Annotated in this window: 18 protein-coding genes and 1 pseudogene; 10 read left to right on the top strand and 9 right to left on the bottom strand. The window is 51.8% G+C overall.

The genetic code is table 11. From position 1 onward, the window contains the following. Positions 1-5: 5 nt before the first annotated feature. Positions 6-623, bottom strand: a complete 618-nt coding sequence (gene gmk, locus J2X05_RS17080) for a guanylate kinase (protein ID WP_310074743.1) — start codon at positions 621-623, stop codon at positions 6-8. 264 nt (positions 624-887) lie between these two features. Between gmk and J2X05_RS17075 the strand changes: the two genes are divergently transcribed. Beyond that, positions 888-1115 (top strand): hypothetical protein, encoded by a 228-nt coding sequence (locus J2X05_RS17075; protein ID WP_310074741.1) that lies wholly within the window; start codon positions 888-890, stop codon positions 1113-1115. A gap of 48 nt (positions 1116-1163) precedes the next feature. Here the strand turns inward: J2X05_RS17075 and J2X05_RS17070 are convergent, their stop codons facing one another. From J2X05_RS17070 to J2X05_RS17045, 6 genes are all read right to left on the bottom strand, one after another. Further along, complete coding sequence (locus J2X05_RS17070; protein WP_310074740.1) at positions 1164-2324, bottom strand: TRAP transporter substrate-binding protein; 1161 nt, start codon at positions 2322-2324, stop codon at positions 1164-1166. Positions 2325-2424: 100 nt separating this feature from the next. Beyond that, entirely contained in the window at positions 2425-4647 is a 2223-nt protein-coding gene (uvrD, locus tag J2X05_RS17065) for a DNA helicase II (protein ID WP_310074739.1), read from the bottom strand. Between the two features lie 117 nt (positions 4648-4764). Beyond that, positions 4765-5112 (bottom strand): hypothetical protein, encoded by a 348-nt coding sequence (locus tag J2X05_RS17060; protein WP_310074738.1) that lies wholly within the window; start codon positions 5110-5112, stop codon positions 4765-4767. A gap of 196 nt (positions 5113-5308) precedes the next feature. Beyond that, positions 5309-6148: a CPBP family intramembrane glutamic endopeptidase gene (locus J2X05_RS17055; protein WP_310074737.1), complete on the bottom strand. Its 840-nt coding sequence runs from the start codon at positions 6146-6148 to the stop codon at positions 5309-5311. A 2-nt stretch (positions 6149-6150) separates the two neighbouring features. Further along, positions 6151-7695: a serine hydrolase domain-containing protein gene (locus J2X05_RS17050; RefSeq protein ID WP_310074736.1), complete on the bottom strand. Its 1545-nt coding sequence runs from the start codon at positions 7693-7695 to the stop codon at positions 6151-6153. 254 nt (positions 7696-7949) lie between these two features. Further along, a complete protein-coding gene (locus J2X05_RS17045) occupies positions 7950-10133 on the bottom strand; it encodes a di-heme-cytochrome C peroxidase (RefSeq protein ID WP_310074734.1) in 2184 nt (727 codons plus the stop codon). A 275-nt stretch (positions 10134-10408) separates the two neighbouring features. Between J2X05_RS17045 and J2X05_RS17040 the strand changes: the two genes are divergently transcribed. The 6 genes and pseudogenes from J2X05_RS17040 to J2X05_RS17015 all read left to right on the top strand — a co-directional run bounded on the left by J2X05_RS17040 (position 10409) and on the right by J2X05_RS17015 (position 17282). Then, positions 10409-10726, top strand: coding sequence for a DUF4156 domain-containing protein (locus J2X05_RS17040; protein ID WP_310074731.1), 318 nt, complete (start codon positions 10409-10411; stop codon positions 10724-10726). Between the two features lie 199 nt (positions 10727-10925). Next, positions 10926-12992, top strand: a pseudogene (gene ppk1 / locus J2X05_RS17035) (polyphosphate kinase 1); the annotation flags it as partial. A 427-nt stretch (positions 12993-13419) separates the two neighbouring features. Beyond that, positions 13420-15792: a rhamnogalacturonan lyase family protein gene (locus J2X05_RS17030; RefSeq protein WP_310074730.1), complete on the top strand. Its 2373-nt coding sequence runs from the start codon at positions 13420-13422 to the stop codon at positions 15790-15792. 197 nt (positions 15793-15989) lie between these two features. Continuing rightward, a complete protein-coding gene (locus tag J2X05_RS17025; protein WP_310074728.1) occupies positions 15990-16850 on the top strand; it encodes an SPFH domain-containing protein in 861 nt (286 codons plus the stop codon). A 16-nt stretch (positions 16851-16866) separates the two neighbouring features. Continuing rightward, a complete protein-coding gene (locus J2X05_RS17020; RefSeq protein ID WP_310074726.1) occupies positions 16867-17097 on the top strand; it encodes a type II toxin-antitoxin system antitoxin in 231 nt (76 codons plus the stop codon). Then, complete coding sequence (locus tag J2X05_RS17015; protein ID WP_310074725.1) at positions 17097-17282, top strand: DUF4177 domain-containing protein; 186 nt, start codon at positions 17097-17099, stop codon at positions 17280-17282. Before J2X05_RS17020 ends, J2X05_RS17015 begins: the two co-directional genes overlap by 1 nt. Before the next feature lie 56 nt (positions 17283-17338). On the opposite strand, the gene yaaA is transcribed toward J2X05_RS17015, so the two are convergent. Both yaaA and J2X05_RS17005 read right to left on the bottom strand, forming a co-directional pair. Continuing rightward, positions 17339-18112: a peroxide stress protein YaaA gene (gene yaaA / locus J2X05_RS17010; RefSeq protein ID WP_310074723.1), complete on the bottom strand. Its 774-nt coding sequence runs from the start codon at positions 18110-18112 to the stop codon at positions 17339-17341. A gap of 35 nt (positions 18113-18147) precedes the next feature. After that, the gene (locus J2X05_RS17005; RefSeq protein ID WP_310074721.1) at positions 18148-18630 is read right to left on the bottom strand and encodes a DUF4265 domain-containing protein; all 483 of its coding nucleotides are present in this window, start codon (positions 18628-18630) and stop codon (positions 18148-18150) included. An 83-nt stretch (positions 18631-18713) separates the two neighbouring features. On the opposite strand from J2X05_RS17005, the gene J2X05_RS17000 reads away from it, so the two are divergent. From J2X05_RS17000 to J2X05_RS16990, 3 genes are all read left to right on the top strand, one after another. Continuing rightward, a complete protein-coding gene (locus J2X05_RS17000) occupies positions 18714-19985 on the top strand; it encodes a M48 family metalloprotease (protein ID WP_310074719.1) in 1272 nt (423 codons plus the stop codon). A 103-nt stretch (positions 19986-20088) separates the two neighbouring features. Continuing rightward, positions 20089-20640, top strand: a complete 552-nt coding sequence (locus tag J2X05_RS16995; RefSeq protein ID WP_310074717.1) for a TRAP transporter small permease subunit — start codon at positions 20089-20091, stop codon at positions 20638-20640. Then, on the top strand, positions 20634-22007 hold the full coding sequence (locus tag J2X05_RS16990) for a TRAP transporter large permease (protein WP_310074715.1): 1374 nt from the start codon (positions 20634-20636) through the stop codon (positions 22005-22007). Before J2X05_RS16995 ends, J2X05_RS16990 begins: the two co-directional genes overlap by 7 nt. Positions 22008-22091: the final 84 nt, after the last annotated feature.

The raw sequence follows: 22091 nt of genomic DNA, 5'->3' as shown, positions 1-22091 counted from the left end.
TAAATTTAAGCCAATAAGTCTTTTAGTAACTGACTGTGGCGCTCGGCCTGGCGTGCAAGGCGGATGTGCTGACTTGTAATTAGCGCCTGGAATTGCGCGAGGGCCACAGTGAAATCGTCGTTGATAATCAAATAATCCGCCTCGACATAGTGTGACATCTCGCTAATTGCCTCACTCATCCGCGCTTCAATCACAGCGACATCATCTTGCCCACGCCCGGTTAACCGCTGGCGCAAACACGCGAGTGAAGGCGGAAGGATAAACAGGCTCACCGTATCTGGCATTAATTTGCGCACTTGCTCGGCGCCCTGCCAATCAATCTCCAAAATCACATCGATACCCTGTTTTAAGGTATCAACCACCCATTGCTGGGAGGTGCCATACAGATTGCTAAACACTCGTGCATGTTCGAGGAATGCACCCTGCTCCAGCATGGATTCAAAGGTCGCATGATCGACAAAATGATAATTCACCCCATCAATTTCACCGGGGCGCATAGGGCGGGTGGTGTGGGAGATAGAAACACAAACTTCCGGGTTGGATTTCACCAGTGCGCTGACCAGACTGGTTTTGCCTGCACCTGAAGGCGCAGAAACGGTATAGAGGGTGCCAAGATTAGCCATGGAAGAACCTTATCAGCAGAAAAATTGGGGTCAGCAGAAATGTTATGAGGGAAATTATGGCACAGCTTGCCGCAACGCACAGCCAAAGCTGCCAGGTTGCACGAATAAGTAGGGGCGCCGCTTGCTGCGCCCAGCCCAGTACTAACCTGCGCCCTGTCCGTGATTAAAATGATGGGCGCAGAAAGCAGTGCCCCTAAGGGTGCCCCAAACGGCGTCTAAATATGTCATAGTAAGCCACTTAATCGATCAGTTCGTGAGCACTCCATGTTGCGTCAACTCCTTTCAATCACTCAAACCGCCGAACGTCTGCGTGTGCGCCCTGAATATGTGCGCGAGCTAGTAGCAAAGAAACGTTTGAGCTTCACCCACGGCGAACAATTGGATGCAGCGCAAGTAGAACAGCTGGCGCGCTTAATGGAAAAACTGCGTAAGAATGGGATTGCAACACTGGTGGAAATTACTGCACAGGGCGATGACACTATCGGAAATTGATCCCGCGCCCGGTGTTGCTGGGCGCGATACTGTGGATTGATTGCAGCGCTATTTGCTTTGCTGCTCGCGCACTTCGTAATAGGTCTGCTCGGAAATTTTTTGATAGGCGGCCGAGTCTTTCATAAACGCAGAATATGAATCGTAAACCTTTTTAAATTGCGGATCTTTCGCAGCTTGCTCCGCATATACCTGCTGCGAAATTTCGTAGAAATGCTTCAGCACTTCATCCGGCAATCTGCGAATTTGCACACCTTGATTGTCAACCAATTCTTTTAACGCGCGGCTGTTGTGCGCGGTGTAACTGTCAAACATATCCTGGCTCATCGCGCGCGCAGCGTAGGTCACAATCGCCTGCAAATCCTTGGGCAAATTTTCAAACGCGGTTTTGTTGATGATCAATTCCATCGACGGACCCGGCTCATGCCAACCGGGATAGTAATAATACTTTGCGATCTGCTGGAAACCAAACGCCAGATCATTTTCCGGCCCGACCCATTCCGCCGCATCGATAACACCGGTTTGCAACGCGGTATAGAGTTCGCCACCGGGAATATTTACCGATGTCCCACCGGCCAGGTTAAATACTTCGCCCGCCAAACCGGGAATACGCATTTTTAACCCGCGTAAATCTTCCACCGAATTAATTTCGCGATTAAACCAGCCCGCCATTTGCACACCGGTATTACCCGCAGGAAACGGAATTAAATTAAATGGGGCGTAAAGTTCGCGCCACAATTCCAAACCGCCGCCGTGGTTGATCCAGCCATACAATTCCTGCGCATTCATCCCAAAGGGTACTGAGGTAAAAAATTGCGCAGCGGGTACCTTGCCGCGCCAGAAATAACTGCCGGAATGTCCCATTTCCACACTGCCCGATGACACCGCATCAAACACACCCATGGCAGGCACTAATTCATTTGCACCATACACATGAATTTGCAAGCGCCCACCGGACATTTCGTTAATCACACGTGCCAAATTCTCTGCACCTACGCCTAATCCGGGTGTGTTTTTTGGCCAGGAAGTTACCATTTTCCAATGGTATTGCTGGGAAGAAACTGCCGAAGAATTTTGCGCGCTTACAGATGTATTTTGCACTGCATCTGCAGGTTTGGATTTCTCCAACACTAAAGCCGCGAATACCGCGGCCAAGGTGGCGATCAGGATGACAATAACAAGCGGGTACCAGTTAGTGGATTTATTATTCATAGTTCCTTCGCTTCAGGATCTGAAAAAATATTTGTGTTTTATCGTCGTAGCAAATTTTGCTACAGCTGTAGTTTTTTTGGCTACACTTTTTACAGAGGCTTTACAGCGCCTGCAACTTTGCATATTGCATCACCAAGCGTTTGATACCGATAGCTTCAAATTTAACTTGAATCACCGCGTTCGGACCCGAGCCTTCGAACTGCAAAATCACACCTTCACCAAACATGGCGTGGGTGACGCGCTGGCCAAGGCGGAAGCCAGTGTCTTCGCCGGTATCGTACATGGGCTGGCGGGTTGAGGGTTTGGTGAGCGGACGATTAAAACTGACCGGACGGGTGACCGCGGTTTTTAAACGCACTTCTTCGATACAATCTTCAGGAATTTCTTTCACAAAACGGGACACCGCATTAAAGGTTTCATTGCCGTACAAGCGACGGGTTTCGGCATAACTGATAAATAACTTTTCCATAGCGCGAGTGATGCCCACGTAACACAGGCGCCGCTCTTCTTCCAAACGATCCGGGTCGTCCGCCGACATTTTATGCGGGAACAAACCCTCTTCCACACCGGCCAAAAACACCAGCGGAAATTCCAACCCTTTGGCCGAGTGCAGCGTCATTAATTGCACTGCATCTTCAAATTCATCGGCCTGGGTTTCACCGGCATCGAGTGCCGCTGTATCTAAAAATTGTTGTAGCGGCGAGAGTTCTTCATTCTCTTCTTCAGCATCAAATGCGCGGCAGGCAGTAATTAATTCCTGCAAGTTTTCGCCGCGCGCCTGGCCTTTTTCACCTTTTTCATTTTGATGAAATTCCAGCAGGCCGGTGTCTTCGATGACTTGTTTTGCAACCATATCGAGCGATGGCGTATCGCCGTGGATATCAATTGCGTTTGCATCCTGCGCGAGCTTTTCAACCAAATTTAAAAATGATTGCACCGCATTACCGGCGCGTGCAGCGAGTACGCGCTTGGCAACCATTTGTTCGGCTGCTGCCCAGAGCGAGCAGCCCTGTTCGCGTGCAAACAAGCGAATATCGTCAACGGTTTTGCCACCGATACCGCGCGTCGGAGTATTAATCACGCGTTCAAAACCGGCATCGTCGTGGCGGTTGCTAATCAAGCGCATGTAGGCGATGGCATTTTTAATTTCGAGGCGATCATAAAAGCGCTGACCGCCGTAAATGCGATAGGGAATCGCCTCGCGCAACAAGGCTTCTTCCAATACGCGCGACTGGGCGTTGGAGCGATACAAAATTGCGATGGTTTTTTTCTCGCAGCCTTTGCGCGCCCAATCCTGAATGCGCTCGACAATAAAGCGCGCTTCATCCTGTTCGTTGTAGGCGGCGTAAAGTGAAATCGGATCGCCTTTTTCACCCTCAGTCCACAACTCTTTGCCGAGTCGGCCGTAGTTGTGTTTGATCACCGCGTTGGCGGCCTTGAGAATATTGCCGGTGGAGCGATAGTTTTGTTCGAGGCGATACACCTGCGTGTTGGCAAAATCCTGCGAGAAGCGCTGAATGTTTTCAATTTTTGCACCGCGCCAACCGTAAATAGATTGGTCGTCGTCGCCCACTGCGCTCACGCAGGCGCTTTTTCCCGCGAGCACACGCAGCCATGCGTATTGCACGCTGTTGGTATCCTGAAACTCATCGACCAATACAAACGGGAAACGCTGCTGATAGTGTTCGAGGATGTGCGGTTTATGCAGCCAGAGTTCGTGGGCGCGCAATAAAATCTCGGCGAAATCCACCATGCCACCGCGCTGACAGTCTTCTTCATAAGCGCGATAAATTTGCAGCATGGTGCGCACAAAGGGATCGCCAGTATCCTGGATATGCTGCGGGCGCAGGCCTTCATCTTTTTGGCCGTTGATGTACCACTGCGCCTGTTTATGCGGCCATTTGTTTTCGTCGATATTGAGCGTTTGGTAGACGCGTTTGATCAGACGCAACTGATCATCGCTATCCAAAATCTGGAAATTCTGCGGCAGTTTTGCATCCTGCCAATGCGCCTTTAACAGTCGATGTGCGAGGCCGTGGAAAGTGCCGACCCACATAGCGCGGCTGTTGATGGGCTGTCCGTTCTGTTGGAAGAGCTCGTCGAGGCGCGCGCGCATTTCACGTGCGGCTTTGTTGGTAAAAGTCACCGCCATTATCGAATAGGGCGATACTTTTTCCACCTGGATCAGCCAAGCGATACGATGCACCAACACACGCGTTTTACCACTGCCCGCTCCAGCGAGGATCAATTGGTTGCACGCTGGCGCCGCAACCGCGTCGCGCTGGGCAGTATTGAGCGAATCTAATAGGAGGGAAACATCCATAACCAGAGCCAGTAAAAAAGAATGCGGCGATTTTACTGGCTAGATATACATATAGCCATCTTTGTTTTTGCAGGTTCGCGGGTTTTGCGCAGCTGTTACTGGATATTATAAAAACAACTATTTGGTATTACAGCTTTTGGCGCGAACCAATAGCACCGCAAGCAAGGCACCAATCAACACGACTAGTGGAGCTGATTCAGGTAGGGCACTGGCGGCACGCGTCTGGTTAACCTGAAAACCCGCCAGTACAGCTTTGATGGGTTGCGCGGGAATAGCCTCTTCCAATATGTAGGTTTTGCTTTCATCCACCAGGGGTTCGATGGGGGTGCATGGTGCATCGGCGACCACATCTACATAAGGGGATGTGGTGCAGTCGAGTAGCGATGCATGGGTTGCCGCTGTGGCCATCAGAGCGATCAGGAAGAGCGCTGATTTGACGCTTGCCGTGCTGTAGATGTGAATCATATCCTTTCCTCACAGAAGTTTTTTGCCGGGTAACAGTGACTTTAGCAGCAAAAATTCGTGATTCAAGTCGCACTATTTTGATGCCTTAGGTGCCAATTTTCGGGCAATTTGAATATTTAAGCGACAAGCCGTTGATTTGCAAGGGCTGGAGAGATACCCGAAAAAAAGCTAACAGCGGGGAGTTATAAGAGCACAATCAGAAAGGAAAAAATGATCCAGGAATATCCTGTTTACGCAACAATGCGGCTAGATCCATACTCAGCGCCACACCGGCGTGCACCAAAACGCCACCCCAAATCGAGCGCGATTGCAGTGCAAGAATGCCGAGAAACAGGCCAAATAAAATCGCGCCGGTCGCTTCAAGAGCAAGCTTGGGTAAATGGATCATCATATAGGGTACACACATTACCCAGATCGCATTGGCGCCCATGGCCGGACGCAGGGCATTGAGCATAAAACCGCGGAAAAAGAATTCGAGGAACACAAACTGGCTTATGTAGAGCAGTTCCCACAAGAGAAAGTCGAGCCAGCTGCGCCCGGCCTGACGATAAAAGGGGTAGTGGTTGACGAAATCATCGCCGAAACTCACCAGCACAACGAATACCAGGATCGGGCTGAGCAGCAGCAGATAGCCGCGCCAGTGCTCGCTCACCTGGTTCCAGCGCCAGCCGAAATCCAGCATGGACTGCTTGAAGCCGAAGCGGATCACCAGCCAGGGCAGCACAATAAATGTGAGCAGATGGCACAGCGTCCACCAAATATAACCGCACAAGTCCAACCAACCCTGCGCTTGCAAGGCTTGCACATAATGCTGCCCGCTCATTCCATTCCATTCCCCCAACCAACCCAGCAGGGCAAGCAGATTGTTGGAAAACTTGGCGTAATGGAGCACCAGCAAACTCACAGACACACAGGCCAGAACCAGCATGACGCGACGCAGGGCGGCAGGGCGATCAAGGGTGTATGAGGGTGATGCCCGGTCGATCTCATCGAGTGCACGTAAAATCTGGCGCGGATGCAGTGCGTTGAGATTCACGATTATTTTTTCTTCTTGGCAGCGCCGCGCGCCGCGGTCTGGGCGCGCTCGTAGCTATCGAGGAATTTAAAAATCACATCGCGCGCAAGGCGGGTTTCGGAATTGGACAGGAATACCATGCCGATCTGTAAATCGCGGTTGAATACCATCTCGGTGCGGAAACCTTTTACGTGGCCGCCGTGGTGGATAAAGTTTTTGTTGCGGCCGTAATCAAATACCCGCCAGCCCATGCCATAGGCGGTATTACCCACCGCTTTGCGCACACCGTAATAGTTTTGCGCCGGGGTATTTTTGGTCACCCGTGACTGGATGGGATTGAGTACGGAGAGTGGCAGTACATCCTGCCGCTTGCCCATCTGCGCGAGCAAAAAGCGCGACATATCGACAATGCTGGCGTTCACACCCGCCGCCGGTGCTACGCGATACCAATTACCCGTGACGGCGGTTGGAATCCAGCGCTTGCCATTATTGACATGCGGTGCGGCCCGATTGGGGGATGCGTTGTAGCTGGCCAGACCATAGGACGCGCTGCGCATGCCGAGCGGATCAAAAATTTTCTCTTCCGTGTACTGCTCGAAACTCATGCCCGCTTTGTTCTTGATCATATCGCCCGACAGGCTGTACATCACATTCTGGTAGGCAAAACATTTGCCCGGTGGGCAGACGAAATTCACATAGCGCAGGCGCGCCACTGAATCGGCGTAGCTCTTATTGGCATCAATAAAGTGACTGTAGGTGTGGCGCGGTAAACCCGAGGATTGCGAGAGCGCATGGCGCAGGGTGAGTTGCTTGCCGTAACGTGCATTGCTAAAGGTGATATTGGGTAGAACTGAAGTTACGGTGGTATCCCAACTGATTTTGCCCTCATTGACCAATACACTGGCGGAGGTTGCGGCAACCGCTTTGGACAGGGACGCAAGGCGGAACACGGTATCGGGAGTGATAGTTTCGCGCGTGCCGGCGCGGCGCACGCCATAACCGTTGAGTGATTTAATCTGCCCTCCCGAGACAATCACCACCGCCACTCCCGGCACAAAGGGCGCAACTTTTTTGGCGATGTAATCTTCAAACTCGGGCACAAATGCCTCTGGGTGGCCAACCGGATAACGTGGCGCCTTGATCGGTGCTGTGGTTACAACGGGAATGTTGACTGCTGCCGGCCTTGCCTCCTTGGCGACCGCCGCTTTTACCGCGGGCGCCGCTGAACTAGTGGCCACCGAACTGACATTCGCGACCTGAACTGCCGATGAAAGCGCCTCTGCAGAAGAATACGCTGCTGACGAATAGAGCGCCACCACCGCAGGGGCGGGCGCCTGGGTATAGGGCATGGGCTGGATCGCATTGGGGTTCGGCAATGCCGCAGCAGTAGTGGCTGCTACACTGCTCGACGACAAGGATGTCGCTTGCTGAAATGGCAGGGCAATAGGCACAGTGACCCGTTTTTCACCTGATGCCTGCACTAGCGGTGCCATTATCAAGAGGCTCAGGGCGGCAGCTGCCGCAAGACGCCCCCATGTATGTAGATTGCTACTTATTGTTGATCGCATAAACAAACAGCTAACTCGTTAAAGGCCATTTTGTGGATGACCGAGGGAATAGGGTAATAAAAAAATGCGATCATTCCTTCCTGCCATCGATATTTTTATCATCGACCTTTTTCCCTATCGATAGTTTCTGATGCCGATGGTTTCACCATCCACAGATGCAAGAACGCCACCTTTGCCATATTACCCGTGTGGACAATACAGCAAAAAGTGGCGCTATCGTTCCTTTGATTACACCCTGTGTTCAGGTTTCAGACCTACAGGGTTTTAATATATTCAACCAAATCCCACCGCTCCTCATCGGTCAACGGCTCTGGTTTTTCGCCATTAACTGCAGGCGCATGGATCGTGCCGTATTCGTGGCCGATGTTAAAGTCGCCACGCTTATCCGCCTTGAAGGTAAATCCATCATAGCCTTCAGTGCGCAGGCCGACTTTGCGCGGATCAAATTCGCGGCTGCCCACTTCAAATTCGGTCGGGCGATAGAGCCCATCAGCAGGATCGCCATCGCGCTTCACCGGCAAGAGCAGATCATAAATGCTCGGCACTGAGCCGTTATGCAAGTAGGGCGCGGTCGCCCAGATGCCATTTAATGAGCGCGCTTTGTAGGATAGCAGCGATTGGTAGGGCGATGCGGTGGTATCCGGTTGATAGTTGCCGGATTTTACACTGGCTTTGATTTCATTATCAAAGAAGGAATGCGCCAGCATATACAGCCAGTCGAGCGCGCGACGCGGCCACCATTTATCCGGATCCGGCGCGGTGGTGACTTCGCCCATAGTAGCCGCCGTGAGGATTTGCACTACCGGCGCGCGATCCTTGATTACCAGTCCACCTACGCTTTCGGTTTGATAGGTATTTTTAAAATTGCCGGAGAAACCAGTGTAGTTGACGCTATTTTCAGCCATGGCGCGGTCGGTGCCCGCCACATCAATATTCAACATACTGGCAACGACAATACGATCATGGTCAGTGCGATCAATCACCTCATGGCAGGACTCGCAATACTCGGCGTAGAGCGCACGGCCACGGCGCACTTTTGTACCGTCTATTTGCCACTCAGGTAACTTGTCAAAAATCGCTTTGGCTATCTCTTGCTGCGGACTATCTGCCTTTTGAGTGGGCCATACGGGCGAGGTCAAACTGGCCAGATGCGATTCCAGCCGCGACAGGTTCACCAGATCAATTGAGGAAGTGAAATCGATTTGGTAGCTCTTGCTCTTTTGGCCAGTCACCAGCGCTGGCAGACTCCAGCCGCGTTTGTGCGCGGTCCAATCGAGAATGCCAAACACGCCGATTACCTCACCCGTATTGCGCCCGAGCGGCCCCACGCCCGCATTGGATGCCAGGCCGTTCCACTGCACATAGTCGGATTGCACTATGTCCCACAGGAAGGGGTAGCTGACCGGCGCATTAGGTTCGTTGAACAGCAGTGGTTTGATGCGCTCGTTCATCACCGCCAAACTGAGTGCTGGATATCCTTCTTTGGTGGACATCAAACGGTCGATAATTTTGGCAAACTGCAAGTCGCCGATAATAGTTTCACTGATGTCTTCCAACACTTTATCTACCTGCACCGGTGTAAGCAGATTGGTATCGTCGTCTTCGGATTTGGTCGCCCCCAGCAGTACATCGCGCACCTGATTGCGGTTGATTACATGTTCCAGCACACGGTTGTAGATACGCCCAAAGGCATCGAGGCGGGCATAGCCATACTCGACTTTTGATGCGTTGATATTGTTGTACAAGCGGATTTTGCGCGCCCAACGCTGGAGGTCAGTCTGTACTTCATCGGCGTTGGAATAAGTGTTATTAAGCTCCAGTACCTTGGCGACAAAACGCTGGTTTTTCTCGCTGTTAGCCAGGGCGATATCCAGACTTTTTTGCAGATCGGTGAGGAAGCCCACCATATCGGCCATCGCCGGGCCACCGTCGATACGGATAGCGGTGCCTTTGTAATTCACCTGCCCGGTGTGGCAAGCGGCGCAGGTAAAGCCGATGTAATCATTGCCTTGGTAGGACTCTTTAACAAATCCGACCGGCAGGCCGTCAGGGTTAAAAAAGGTCGGCTTTTGCGGCAGGTAGCGGTATTTATCGATCAGGCTGTTGGCGCGGAACGGCTCGGTCGAATCGCTTTGCTCCAGCGCGATAAAAAAGTCGTAGGGCATTAACGCCGAGCCCTGGGTGGTGTTGTAGTACCAGAGGCTATCGTTGGCGCTCCAGCCCTGATCCAGATAAATGGGAGTGGAATAGTTTTCACCAAAGGCGCCGTTCTCGATGGCAATCGCGCCGCGTTCCGGATCATCGTCCCAGTTTTGGTAGATCTTGCCGATCAGGAGGCTTATCCCCATGGGGATGGCGAAAATGATCAGCAGCTTGGTCAGCCGCCATAAACTGCGTCGGGAAAATAAATTACTCAGGCCGGTTTTTAATGCGCCCATAGGGTTAACTCCTCTTTAGCGATTTTCCTATCGGTAAATTTCTTATGTTGGTCGTGCGACTAGCAGGGTTGCAGCAAAATCAACTTACACGGGGTAAGCAGATGCTCGCCAAAGATACTACTCATGGGCGCGATTACCAAAAATAATTATTACCGCACATTACACCGGCGGCACGCCGATCGCCGCGGCTTGCAACTCGACCGCTATGGGATTAGTGTAGCCGCGAGTTTTTTGTCCCCTGATTATTGATTAATCATTTCTGAGGAAAATTATCCATGAAAAAAACCACTCTCCTGTTAGCCGCCATCGTCAGCCTGACCAGCGCCTGTAGCTGGGTAAAAGTGAGCGAGCAAGGTGCCAGCGTAGCTGTTGCCAATGCTGCCAATGTGCGCAACTGCGAAAAAGTGCGCACCGTGAACGTCAAAGTGAAAGATAACTTTGTCGGCTCAATGAAACGCTCACCTGAAAAAGTGGCGACTGAACTGACTAACCTTGCGCGCAATGAGGCCACCCAATTTGGCGGCGACACCATAGTGCCCGTCAGCCTGGTACAAGATGGCCGCCAGAGTTTTGATGTGTATAAGTGCAACTAAGTTTTTCAGACCTTGGGTGCTTGCCCAAGGTCTTCCCTTGATCCCCAGACTTCATATTCCCGCTTTTTGCACTAAGCCCACTCTTGCATCCAAAACTTTGCTAGTGTTAGCACCAAGCAACTGCTGTCTTATTTCTGTCACATGATTGACATAATCTGGCGCGAATTATTGGCTTAACACAAATCGGGTAACGAGGTACAAGGTGTCTAACGCCTATTTCAACCGCGAGCTGAGTCTGCTCGAATTTAACAAACGCGTCCTTCATCAAGCCTACAACCGCAGTTTACCGCTGCTGGAACGGCTGCGTTTTCTGTGCATTTTTTCCACCAACCTCGATGAGTTTTTTGAGGTGCGTGTAGGCGGGTTGGTAGAAATACTTGAGCGCAATGCGCCGCCCACACAGGGGCCGGACGGTTTGACCCAGACCCAGACCCTGAATGAAATTTCCCTGCGCGCCCATGAATTGGTGGCCGAGCAATACCGCATACTCAACAGCGAATTGCTGCCGTCCATGCGTGAACAGGGCATTCAGGTATTGCGCCGCGAAGATTGGAACCAGGAACAAATCCAATACCTCAAACATATCTTTTTATCCGATGTACTGCCGGTGCTCAGCCCGATCGGGCTCGACCCTGCGCATCCATTTCCGCGCATCCTCAACAAAAGCTTGAATTTTATTGTCCGCCTCGATGGCAAAGACGCCTTCGGCCGCAATTCCGGCCGCGCGATCGTGCAGGTGCCGCGCTCGCTACCGCACATTATTGAATTGCCCGAAGCGCTGAGTATTAACGGGCGCAACTTTGTATTTATCTCCTCCATCATCCATTTTTTTATGGCCGAAATATTTGTCGGCATGACGGTGATGGAAAGCTATCAATTCCGCCTCACGCGCAACTCTGACATTTTCCTCGACGAAGAAGAGACCGACGATTTGTTGCGCGCCGTACAAGGTGAGTTGGCGTATCGCCAATACGGCGATGAAGTGCGTTTGGAAATTACCGATACCTGCCCCTCGGAGTTGGAGCAATTTTTATTGCAGCGCTGCGAAATTAAAGAGCGCGATTTGTACCGCATTAATGGGCCGGTGAATTTAAATCGCTACGGCGATTTGTTTGATTTGGTCAAAGACGCTGCGCATTATTTCAAACCCTTTGTGCAAGCCATGCCCAAATTGCCCAAGCGCACCAACTCCTATTTTGAAGTGTTGCAGAAGCAGGATATTTTGCTCCATCACCCGTTCGATTCATTTCAGGGCGTGGTAGATTTTTTGCGCGAAGCCGCCGCCGACCCGAGCGTATTAGCGATTAAACAAACCTTGTATCGCACCGGCTCCAATTCGCCGATTGTGGATGCTCTGGTCGCCGCCGCCAAAGCCGGTAAAGAAGTGACTGCAATTGTAGAATTGCGCGCGCGTTTTGATGAAGAGCAAAACGTGGCACTGGCCGAGCGCTTGCAGCGGTTTGGTATCCATGTGATTTACGGTGTGGTGGGTTTTAAAACCCACGCCAAGATGATTTTGGTCGCGCGTCGTGAAACCGGCAAGCTGCGCTATTACGTGCATTTGGGCACCGGCAACTATCACCCGCGCACCAGTAAAATTTATACCGACTACGGATTGCTCACCTCCGACAAAGATATTGGCGAAGATGTGTACCGCATCTTTTTGCAATTATCGAGCATGGGCAAAGCATCCAAAATGGAAGCGCTTTTATACGCGCCTTTCACCTTGCACAAGGGCATGGTGAAGCGCATCCGCACAGAAAGAGAACACGCTGAGCAGGGCAAGCCCGCGCGCATCATCGCCAAAATGAATGCGCTTTACGATGAAGAGTTGGTGAACGAACTCTACGCCGCATCGCAAGCCGGTGTGCAGATCGATTTGATCGTGCGCGGCGTCTGCCAATTGCGCCCCGGTGTTGCGGGCTTGTCAGAAAATATCCGCGTGCGCTCGATTATCGGCCGCTTCCTCGAACACCATCGCGTGTTTTATTTTGAAAATAATGGCAACCCGGAATTATTTTGTTCGAGTGCCGACTGGATGCTGCGCAATATGTTCCACAGGGTGGAAACCTGCTTTCCGATCAAACACAAAAAAATCCGCGACCGCATTCTGGAGGATATGCAGCTCTACCTCGCTGACAATACCCACGCCTGGTTATTGCAAGAAGATGGCAGCTACGTGCCCTGCCAAGTCCAGGAAGGTGCGGAGCTGGTCGATGCCCAGGCGATTTTGCTGGAGCGCTGGTCGGCGCACGCCGTCGTTTAAACGCGCATCAACCTATCATCTGCGCGTTCCAACATGCAGGCCTCCTACTGAGGAAGCCTGCAATAATTCCGCAGCATTTTATTCATTGATGAAATCTTTACTTTGTATGAGAAAAAACCTTGTAACCGGTTTCTCATTTTGTGCAACCAAGCACCACCCAAGTCGCATTTGTCGCTAATTAAGCCTTCCATATAAATCCGATTTATATACTCTAGCCAAACCCGCTTCCGGCGCCCAAACCGGATCTCTCCAGCGGAGCCCGATCCCATAATTTTAATAAAACATGCTGTACCTGATGCTCGGCAAAGCGTCGCAATACCCGAAAACCTGACGCAGGGACTTACTACCGCAGCACCATAGCTACACGCCTTGGCGCCGTAGGTGCAAGCCTCATGTTTATCACTACGAATAACAAGCGAGAACCATCATGATCAAACGTCATCCGCAGCCTTGGCTGCGCAAAACCTTATTGGCATGTTTGTGCGCCGGGCTGTCCGGCATTCTAGCTGCCCCCAGCTTTGCCGCCCGGCAAGCGGAATATCTGGACCGCGGGGTAGTCGCACTCCCCTCCGGCAGTGGCGTGTTAATCAGTTGGCGGATGCTGGGTAATGACCCGGTCAACATCAGTTTTAACGTCTATCGCAATGGCAGCAAGATCACCGCAGCGCCTATTACCAATAGCACTAACTATTTGGATACCAGCGGCACTACCAGCGCGGCTTACACCGTACGCGCGGTCATCAATGGTACCGAACTGGCGGCCAATCCGGCTAAAGCCACATGGGCAAACCCCTATTTGGCAGTCAACCTCAACCGTCCGAATGGCGGCACTACGCCGAGTGGCGAGGCCTATACCTACGCTCCCAATGACCTGAGTGTGGGCGATCTGGATGGCGACGGTGAATATGAAATCGTAGTGAAGTGGGATCCTTCCAATGCCAAGGACAATTCGCAAAGTGGCTATACCGGCAACGTCATTGTTGATGCCTATGAAATGAATGGCACGCGTTTGTGGCGCATCGATCTGGGCAAAAACATCCGCGCGGGCGCCCACTACACCCAGTTTATGGTTTACGACCTGGACGGTGACGGCAAAGCCGAAGTAGCGATGAAAACCGCACCGGGCACGCGCGATGCCGCAGGTACTGTGCAAGGCGGCAGCAACGCCAATACTGACTACCGCAATGCCAGCGGTTATATCCTCTCGGGCCCCGAATATCTGACCGTGTTTAACGGCCAGACTGGTGTAGCCATGGCATCAACCGACTACCTGCCCGCGCGCGGCACCGTCAGCAGTTGGGGCGATGGTTACGGCAACCGGGTTGACCGCTTCCTTGCGGGCATTGCCTACCTCGACGGCACTCGCCCTAGTCTGGTCTTCACACGCGGTTATTACACCCGCGCAGTGCTGGTCGCCTGGGACTGGCGCAATGGCCAGCTCACCCGTCGCTGGACCTTTGACAGCACTGCCAGCGGCAATGGTGCCGCCGCCGGTCAGGGCGCGCACAGTTTGACCGTGGGCGATGTGGACCAGGACGGCAAAGATGAAATCGTCTACGGTGCGGCTACCATCAACGACAACGGCACCCTCATGTACTCCACCGGCTTCGGTCACGGCGATGCGCTGCACCTCTCTGATTTCATCCCCAGCCGTCCGGGTTTGGAAGTGTTTATGGTGCATGAGTCCAACGCCACTGGCGTCGATATGCATGACGCCAAGACCGGCCAGGTTATCTGGAGCCTTCCCAGCGGCGGCGCAGATGTCGGCCGTGGAGTAATTATGGATATAGACCCGCGCACCGCGGGCGCCGAAAGCTGGGCGAGCGTGGGCGGGCTGAACAATCCCACCGGCGGTCAGATAGGCACTACCAAACCAGCATCAACCAACTTTGCGGCCTGGTGGGATGGCGATCTACTGCGCGAACAGCTCAACAACACCATGATCGACAAGTGGAACTACAGCAGTAATAACAGCAGCCGTTTGCTCACCGCCTACAACTACGGCGCCGCATCTAATAACGGCACCAAATCCACCCCCGGTTTGTCGGCAGACCTGCTGGGTGACTGGCGTGAAGAGGTGATCTGGCGCCATGAAAGCAACAGCCAATTGTTGATTTTCAGCACCCCGACCCCGACCACCCACAAGCTGCGCACGCTGATGCACGACACCCAGTACCGCACTGCCATCGCCTGGCAAAATGTGGGTTACAACCAACCGCCACACACCGGCTTTTTCCTCGGCGATGGCATGGCAACACCGGCGGCACCGGATCTTTACTTCGTTGGCACCAATCCCAATGCCACAACGCCAGTAAGCAGTTCCAGTATTGCTGCCTCCAGCCGACCAGCCTCATCGGTTCCGGTAGTTTCAAGTCGCTCCAGCAGTTCGGTGGCGCTGAGCAGTTCATCGCGCATCAGCACACCCGCGAGCTCTACTCCCGCGAGTAGCAAACCGGCATCGAGCGCGGCTAGCAGCATCGCCAGTAGCAGGGCGGGCACAGGTGGCAACTGCAGCTACATCGTGAGCAATAACTGGGGCGCCGGCTTTACCGGTGCAATCCGCATCACCAACAGAGGCACCAGCGCGATCAATGGCTGGAGTGTGAGTTGGACTTATGCGGGCAGCACTCGTTTAAGCGGGACCTGGAACGCCACTGTCACTGGCACCAATCCCTACTCAGCAACTAACCTGAGCTGGAACAGCACAATCCAACCGGGGCAGTCTGTTGAGTTCGGTTTCCAGGGTACTCACTCAGGCACGGCTGAAATTCCGGTGATCACGGGGTCTGCCTGCCAATAATCCACATGGGTTAGAAGGCGACAAACAAACAGGCCGATGGCAAATACCATCGGCCTGTTTGTTTTTGGTTTGCGCAGTCATCGTCTGGATTGATGAGGTTTTGTTTTATCTTCTCTTTACTTTGGATAAAACCAGTATTAAATTGATATCTAAATGATATCAATCATGCGATTCGAAAAACCCTAAAGGAGAAAGTCATGGTTCATGAAGTTGAAGCGCGCAGCGGGTCAGGTTATTTGCTGTTGGTCGTCTTGTTGGCATTGCAAATACTCAGTGTCGCCGGTGCTGTGTTTATGCCGGGCGCCATCAAGGCGATTGCGATACTGGCCGCCATTGTTATTTTTATCTGCTGGTTCGGTTTTTATATGGTGCAGCCCAATCAGGGCAAGGTGTTGCAATTGTTTGGGCAATACGCAGGCACCGATCGTAACAACGGTCTGCGCTGGGCCAACCCGCTTTACAGTAAGAAATCGGTCAGCTTGCGTGTGCGCAATTTTGAATCCGGGCGTTTGAAAGTGAACGATTCCAACGGCAATCCGATTGAAATTGCAGCGGTAATTGTGTGGCGTGTGGTCGATACCGCCGAAGCGGTATTTGAAGTAGATGACTACGAAAATTATGTCACCATCCAAAGCGAGGCAGCGCTGCGCAACCTGGCGACCAGCTACCCCTACGAGCACGACACTGACGATGAGCGACTATCCCTGCGCAGTGATTCCAATGCCATCGCCCTGAAACTAAAAAGTGAAGTGCAGGATCGCTTGCAAAAAGCGGGTGTGGATGTACTTGAAGCCCGTCTAAGCCACTTGGCCTACGCGCCGGAAATTGCACAAGCCATGTTGCAGCGGCAACAGGCGAGCGCGGTACTGGCGGCGCGCAAAATTATTGTGCAGGGCGCTGTGGGTATGGTGGCCGATGCGCTGGATCAATTAAAAGTGCAGGGTGTGGTGGAATTGGATGGCGAACGCAAAGCGGCGATGGTGAGTAATTTATTGATCGTACTCTGCGGTGATCAGCAAGCAAAACCGGTGATCAATACAGGCACACTTTACTCGTAATTAAAGGTGATAGCGCGTGACAAAAAAATCCTTTCCGCTGCGTATCAACGAACAAGTCATCGCCGCCATGCAGCGCTGGGCTGACGATGACTTGCGCAGCCTGAATGCGCAAATTGAATTTGTTTTGCGCGATGCACTGGTCAAAAGCGGGCGTGTGAAATTGATCCAAAAAGTCGTCACTGATATTGAGTCAATCGAGACTGAGCAACTTGATAGCGACAATCTTAATCAAGAAGGGGATAAATAATGCGTTGGGAATACAAAACACTTTCATATAAAAAGCGCAGCTTTTTTTCGGGCGCAATTGATGCCGAAGCACTCAATCAACAATTAGATGCACTGGGGCGTGAAGGTTGGGAATTAGTGAGTATTTCCCCAAATGGTTTGGGTACGGTCAGTGGAGTGATTGCGATATTTAAGCGGCAAAAATAATGGTCTGAATCGAGAGCAGGTTAATCAAGCCTGCTCTTCTCTTAACGCTAAGTATTTTAATTCTTCTCCCTCAAGAAAACCCACTCCTTCGGCGACGAACTGCGCTCGTCGTAGTAATAACCTGCGGTATCAAAGCCTTTAAGCTGTTCTACTTTTTTTATTTTATTTTTAATAATGTAAGCGCTCATCATGCCGCGCGCTTTTTTAGCGAAAAAGCTGATGATTTTGTACTGGCCGTTTTTGCAATCTTTAAACACGGGCGTAATTACTTCGGCGTGTAATTTTTTGGTATTCACCACACTCCAGTATTCGTTAGAGGCAAGGTTCACCAACACCCGCTCTTTCTGCGTATCCAATTCCTGATTGAGTTGGTGGGTGATGATATCGCCCCAGAAGTGATACAGGTTTTTGCCGCGCGCATTGGCGAAGCTGGTACCCATTTCCAGGCGATAGGGTTGGATCAAGTCAAGCGGGCGCAGCAATCCATATAAACCCGAAAGGATGCGTAAATGTTGTTGCGCAAACGTGAAATGGGTTTTGGAGAATTGCTCCGCCTCCATCCCGGTATACACATCGCCCTTAAACGCCAACACGGCCTGTTTGGCGTTAGTCGGTGTAAAGGGTAATTGCCATTCCAGGAAACGCTGCGCATTTAATTCGCCCAGCTTTTCGCTGACAGTCATCAGCTTTGAAACTTGCGGCGCGGTGAGCTGGCGCAACTCCGCAATCAACTCCTGCGAGTGCTCAAGGAATTGTGGCTGGGTGAATTCGGCAATCTTGGGTGGTGTTTCAAAATCCAGGGTTTTTGCGGGCGAAATAAGGTGCAGCATAAATTGGGTTCGATATCGACGAGTGAAGTAAAACGCTATTCAGGTTTGAGCAGATCCAGCCACCAATTGAGCGGTGTTTCGCCGTCGGCGGGATCGTAGACATTTCCGTACATCCAAGCGCTTTGGCCGTCGCGCCCGACATATTCGTTGAGGATGCTTTCAATCGCACTGAAGCCACAGCTCACATGGATGGAGTAGACCAACATACGCGGGGTTTCGCGGTCCAGTTCACCGCCCAGTTTTTCCAGCTCTGCTGTGAGCACATCGCCCAGCGCCTGGATATCGCTGCGGCTAAACACGCGCACACTCAGGTTGCCGCTGCGCTGCACCAAATCAAACTCGCGTGTGTCGGGGAGCATTTTGACTACATCGCCGCTGGCCAGACCCTTGGCAAACGCGGGCGATTGCACCAGTTGGAAATTGCCGTCCTCCAGTTCGCGCACATGGAGTTGCTCGACAATCGGTTTGCCGTCGGCGCCGATACCGGCAAAAAGCTCAATTACTTGCAGGGATTTCATCGAAAAACGTTCACCTTGTATTAAAAGTCGTGTGGTAAAAAAGATGTGGCATTATAGCCGCCTCTGTCTCAAGGAGTCCTGTTATGAAATTACTTTCCCCAATTCTCGCTATCAGTGCCCTCGCATGGTCTTTGACCGGCTGTGTGGTCAACCCGGTGACCGGTAAAAGTCAGGTCTCTCTGATGTCGCCCGAGCAGGAGATTGCATCCGGCGCCCAAAACTATGTGCCCGCGCAACAATCCCAGGGGGGCCAGTATGTGGTTGATCCCGGTTTGACAGCTTATGTGCAGCAAGTGGGTAAAAAACTCGCCGCGGTGAGCGACCGCCCCAACCTGCCCTACGAATTTGTCGTGCTCAATAACGATGTACCCAACGCCTGGGCGATGCCTGGCGGAAAGCTTGCGATCAACCGCGGCCTGTTGGTCTATCTGGAAGATGAAGCCCAACTTGCGGCCGTAATGGGCCATGAAATTGTGCACGCCGCTGCGCGCCACGGTGCCCAACAGCAAACCCAGAATGTATTGATGGGGGCGGGTGTGTTGATCGCCGGTGTCGCGATTGCGGAGAAAAAGTCCGAGTACGGTGCTCTGGGGGTGGGGGCATTGGCTGTTGGCTCACAGGCATGGAAAGCGAAATATGGTCGCTCCCATGAATTGGAGTCCGACGAAGTGGGCATGAAGTACATGGCCAAAGCGGGCTACGATGCGCAAGCGGCAGTCGAGCTGCAGGAAATTTTTGTGAAATTATCAGAAGGGAAAAACGCCGGATTTATCGAAGGCTTGTTTGCCAGCCATCCACCCTCACAAGAGCGTGTAAGCAAAAATCGCCAACATGCAGCTAAATACCCCGGTGGTGTGCGCAATAAAGAAGCCTTCCAACGTGCCATGGCGCAAGTGACCAAAGATAAAAAAGCCTACGCCAATTATCAAAAAGCGCAGAAACTGGCGGGCGAGAAAAAATATATCGATGCACTCGCCTACGTTGACCAATCCATCGCCCAGCAACCGAAAGAAAATTTATTCTGGGAGATGAAAGGCCAACTGCTGTTGCAGCAAGATAAAACCAGCGAAGCTGTTGCGGCGTTGGATCGTGCGGTGCAAGCCAATCCCAAATATTTCAAGCCCTATGTATTTCGCGGAATTGCCTATAGCCAATTGGGCAAAAACGATATGGCGGAGAAAGATTTGCTTACCGGTCAGCGCTATTTACCCACGCAGATTGCTGCCTACTATTTAGGTGAAGTCTCACTTGCTAAAGGCAATCGCGCGCAAGCGCAGCAATATTATCAACAGGCAGCGCAAGGTGGTGGTGAAATTGGCCAAGCTGCCAATGCCAAGCTAGGCAAATTGCAGTAATTAATTTTTCTGCGGCACAACCTGTATCACAACAATAAAAACACGGCGGCGATTAAGCCTTTGCGTATAATCGCCGCCACACCAATCCGATAAAATCCAATCCATGAATAATACGTCTATATCCTCATCGCCCAATCCCATTGTTCGCTGGCTCGATACCATCGCTGAGTTTACCGGCACCACCACGGCTTGGCTCACTGGCATTATGGTCATCATTGCCTGCATCGTCGTCGGCTTGCGCCATTTATTCGGTATAGGTTCAATCGCCCTGCAAGAATCGGTTACCTACATGCACGCCGCCGTATTTATGCTCGGCGCTGCCTACACATTAAAAAATGATGGCCATGTGCGCGTGGATATAGTGCATAAAAAAATGTCGCTACGGGCGCGTGCCTGGGTGGAGGTGTTGGGCAGTTTATTGTTCACGCTGCCGCTGATGATTTTTATCGGTTGGGGCAGTCTGGAGTTTGTGCAAGAGAGCTGGCGAGTTAACGAGGGTTCAACCGACTCGGGTGGTATTGGTGGAGTGTATCTATTAAAAACCCTGTTGCCGATTATGGCAGTTAGCGTCAGTTTGCAAGCCATCGCAGAACTGTTGCGCGGGTTACTGGTGTTAATGAACATTGCACCGGCAGCGGAGGGTGCATCATGCTAATTGAATTAATTCCGCTGTTTATGTTTGCCGCCATCTGCATTTTTTTAATGCTCGGCTACCCGGTTGCTTTTACGCTCGGCGGTGTTGCCTTGGCGTTTGCCGCCTTCGGTATTGTTGGCGGCATTTTTGATCCAAATTTATTAAAAAGTTTTCCATCGCGCCTCTACGGCATCATGAATAATTACACGCTTGTTGCAGTGCCGCTGTTTGTGTTTATGGGCGGCATTTTGGAAAAATCGCGGCTGGCAGAAGATTTGTTAGAGAATATGTCCAAAGCTTGCGGGCGCTTGCCTGGTGGATTGGGTATTTCGGTAGTTCTGGTGGGCGCCATGCTCGCCGCCAGCACCGGTATTGTTGGCGCAACTGTGGTCACTATGGGGTTAATGTCGTTGCCACTGATGTTAAAACGCGGTTACGCCCCAAGTTTTGCCTGCGGCACTATTTGCGCAACGGGCACGCTCGGGCAAATTATTCCACCGTCGATTGTACTGGTACTGCTTGGCGACGTACTCTCCAGCGCCTATCAACAAGCGCAATTAAAGCTCGGGGTTTTCAGCCCCAAAACCATTTCGGTAGGCGATTTATTTATTGCCGCCATAGTGCCCGGTTTGGCATTGGTTGCACTTTATATGCTCTACGTTTTCTTCACCGCTTGGTTGCGCCCTAATATTGTGCCGCGCATTCAAATCGATGAAGCAGAAGAGCAGGTTTCATTTATACGTGTGTTGCTGAGCTTGTTGCCAGTGATGCTGCTTATCGGTCTGGTGCTGGGCTCGATTTTAATTGGCGCCGCCACACCAACAGAAGCAGCTGGCGTTGGCGCATTGGGTGCCTGCTTGTTGGCGCTGTGGAAAAAACAATTCAATGTCGCGCGCCTGCGCGAAGTGAGCCGTTCTACCATTCAAATCAGCGCCATGATTTTTATGATTTTAATCGGCGCATCACTGTTCTCTTTGGTATTTCGCGGTTTTGGTGGCGAAGAGCTAGTGCATAGTTTTTTCAGTCAGCTACCCGGTGGTGTTTTCACGGCCGTCTTCCTGGTGATGTTGGTGATGTTCCTATTGGGTTTTATTCTCGACTTTATCGAAATTATTTTTGTCGTAGTACCGATCGTTGGCCCAGTATTGCTCGCCATGGGTGTAGACCCAATTTGGCTAGGTATTATGATTGCGGTGAATTTACAAACCTCATTCCTCACCCCACCCTTTGGTTTCGCCTTGTTTTACTTGCGCGGCGTTGCGCCGGCGAGCATCAAGACCAGCGAAATATATCGCGGCGTTATTCCGTTTATTATTTTGCAATTGCTCTTGCTGTGTGCAATGTCGGTCTGGCCAGGTTTGGTGACGTGGTTGCCGGAGCAGATGTAACACATTTTTTAACAACTTCGCGCAAACCAATATGCGACGATTTACGCCGTATATCGGTTAACCGCAATGCCGAATTTACTCTGT

The organism is Cellvibrio fibrivorans, from assembly GCF_031457055.1.
Lineage (GTDB): Bacteria > Pseudomonadota > Gammaproteobacteria > Pseudomonadales > Cellvibrionaceae > Cellvibrio > Cellvibrio fibrivorans.
Note: the sequence above shows the minus strand (reverse complement) of the source record. Positions and strands in the feature narration are given on the sequence as shown.

What these genes read in the sequence shown, in the direction of transcription:
- gmk (WP_310074743.1), bottom strand. Translation starts at nt 623, where the DNA reads ATGGCTAATCTTGGCACCCTCTATACCGTTTCTGCGCCTTCAGGTGCA.
- J2X05_RS17075 (WP_310074741.1), top strand. Translation starts at nt 888, where the DNA reads ATGTTGCGTCAACTCCTTTCAATCACTCAAACCGCCGAACGTCTGCGT.
- J2X05_RS17070 (WP_310074740.1), bottom strand. Translation starts at nt 2,324, where the DNA reads ATGAATAATAAATCCACTAACTGGTACCCGCTTGTTATTGTCATCCTG.
- uvrD (WP_310074739.1), bottom strand. Translation starts at nt 4,647, where the DNA reads ATGGATGTTTCCCTCCTATTAGATTCGCTCAATACTGCCCAGCGCGAC.
- J2X05_RS17060 (WP_310074738.1), bottom strand. Translation starts at nt 5,112, where the DNA reads ATGATTCACATCTACAGCACGGCAAGCGTCAAATCAGCGCTCTTCCTG.
- J2X05_RS17050 (WP_310074736.1), bottom strand. Translation starts at nt 7,695, where the DNA reads ATGCGATCAACAATAAGTAGCAATCTACATACATGGGGGCGTCTTGCG.
- J2X05_RS17045 (WP_310074734.1), bottom strand. Translation starts at nt 10,133, where the DNA reads ATGGGCGCATTAAAAACCGGCCTGAGTAATTTATTTTCCCGACGCAGT.
- J2X05_RS17040 (WP_310074731.1), top strand. Translation starts at nt 10,409, where the DNA reads ATGAAAAAAACCACTCTCCTGTTAGCCGCCATCGTCAGCCTGACCAGC.
- J2X05_RS17030 (WP_310074730.1), top strand. Translation starts at nt 13,420, where the DNA reads ATGATCAAACGTCATCCGCAGCCTTGGCTGCGCAAAACCTTATTGGCA.
- J2X05_RS17025 (WP_310074728.1), top strand. Translation starts at nt 15,990, where the DNA reads ATGGTTCATGAAGTTGAAGCGCGCAGCGGGTCAGGTTATTTGCTGTTG.
- J2X05_RS17015 (WP_310074725.1), top strand. Translation starts at nt 17,097, where the DNA reads ATGCGTTGGGAATACAAAACACTTTCATATAAAAAGCGCAGCTTTTTT.
- yaaA (WP_310074723.1), bottom strand. Translation starts at nt 18,112, where the DNA reads ATGCTGCACCTTATTTCGCCCGCAAAAACCCTGGATTTTGAAACACCA.
- J2X05_RS17005 (WP_310074721.1), bottom strand. Translation starts at nt 18,630, where the DNA reads ATGAAATCCCTGCAAGTAATTGAGCTTTTTGCCGGTATCGGCGCCGAC.
- J2X05_RS17000 (WP_310074719.1), top strand. Translation starts at nt 18,714, where the DNA reads ATGAAATTACTTTCCCCAATTCTCGCTATCAGTGCCCTCGCATGGTCT.
- J2X05_RS16995 (WP_310074717.1), top strand. Translation starts at nt 20,089, where the DNA reads ATGAATAATACGTCTATATCCTCATCGCCCAATCCCATTGTTCGCTGG.
- J2X05_RS16990 (WP_310074715.1), top strand. Translation starts at nt 20,634, where the DNA reads ATGCTAATTGAATTAATTCCGCTGTTTATGTTTGCCGCCATCTGCATT.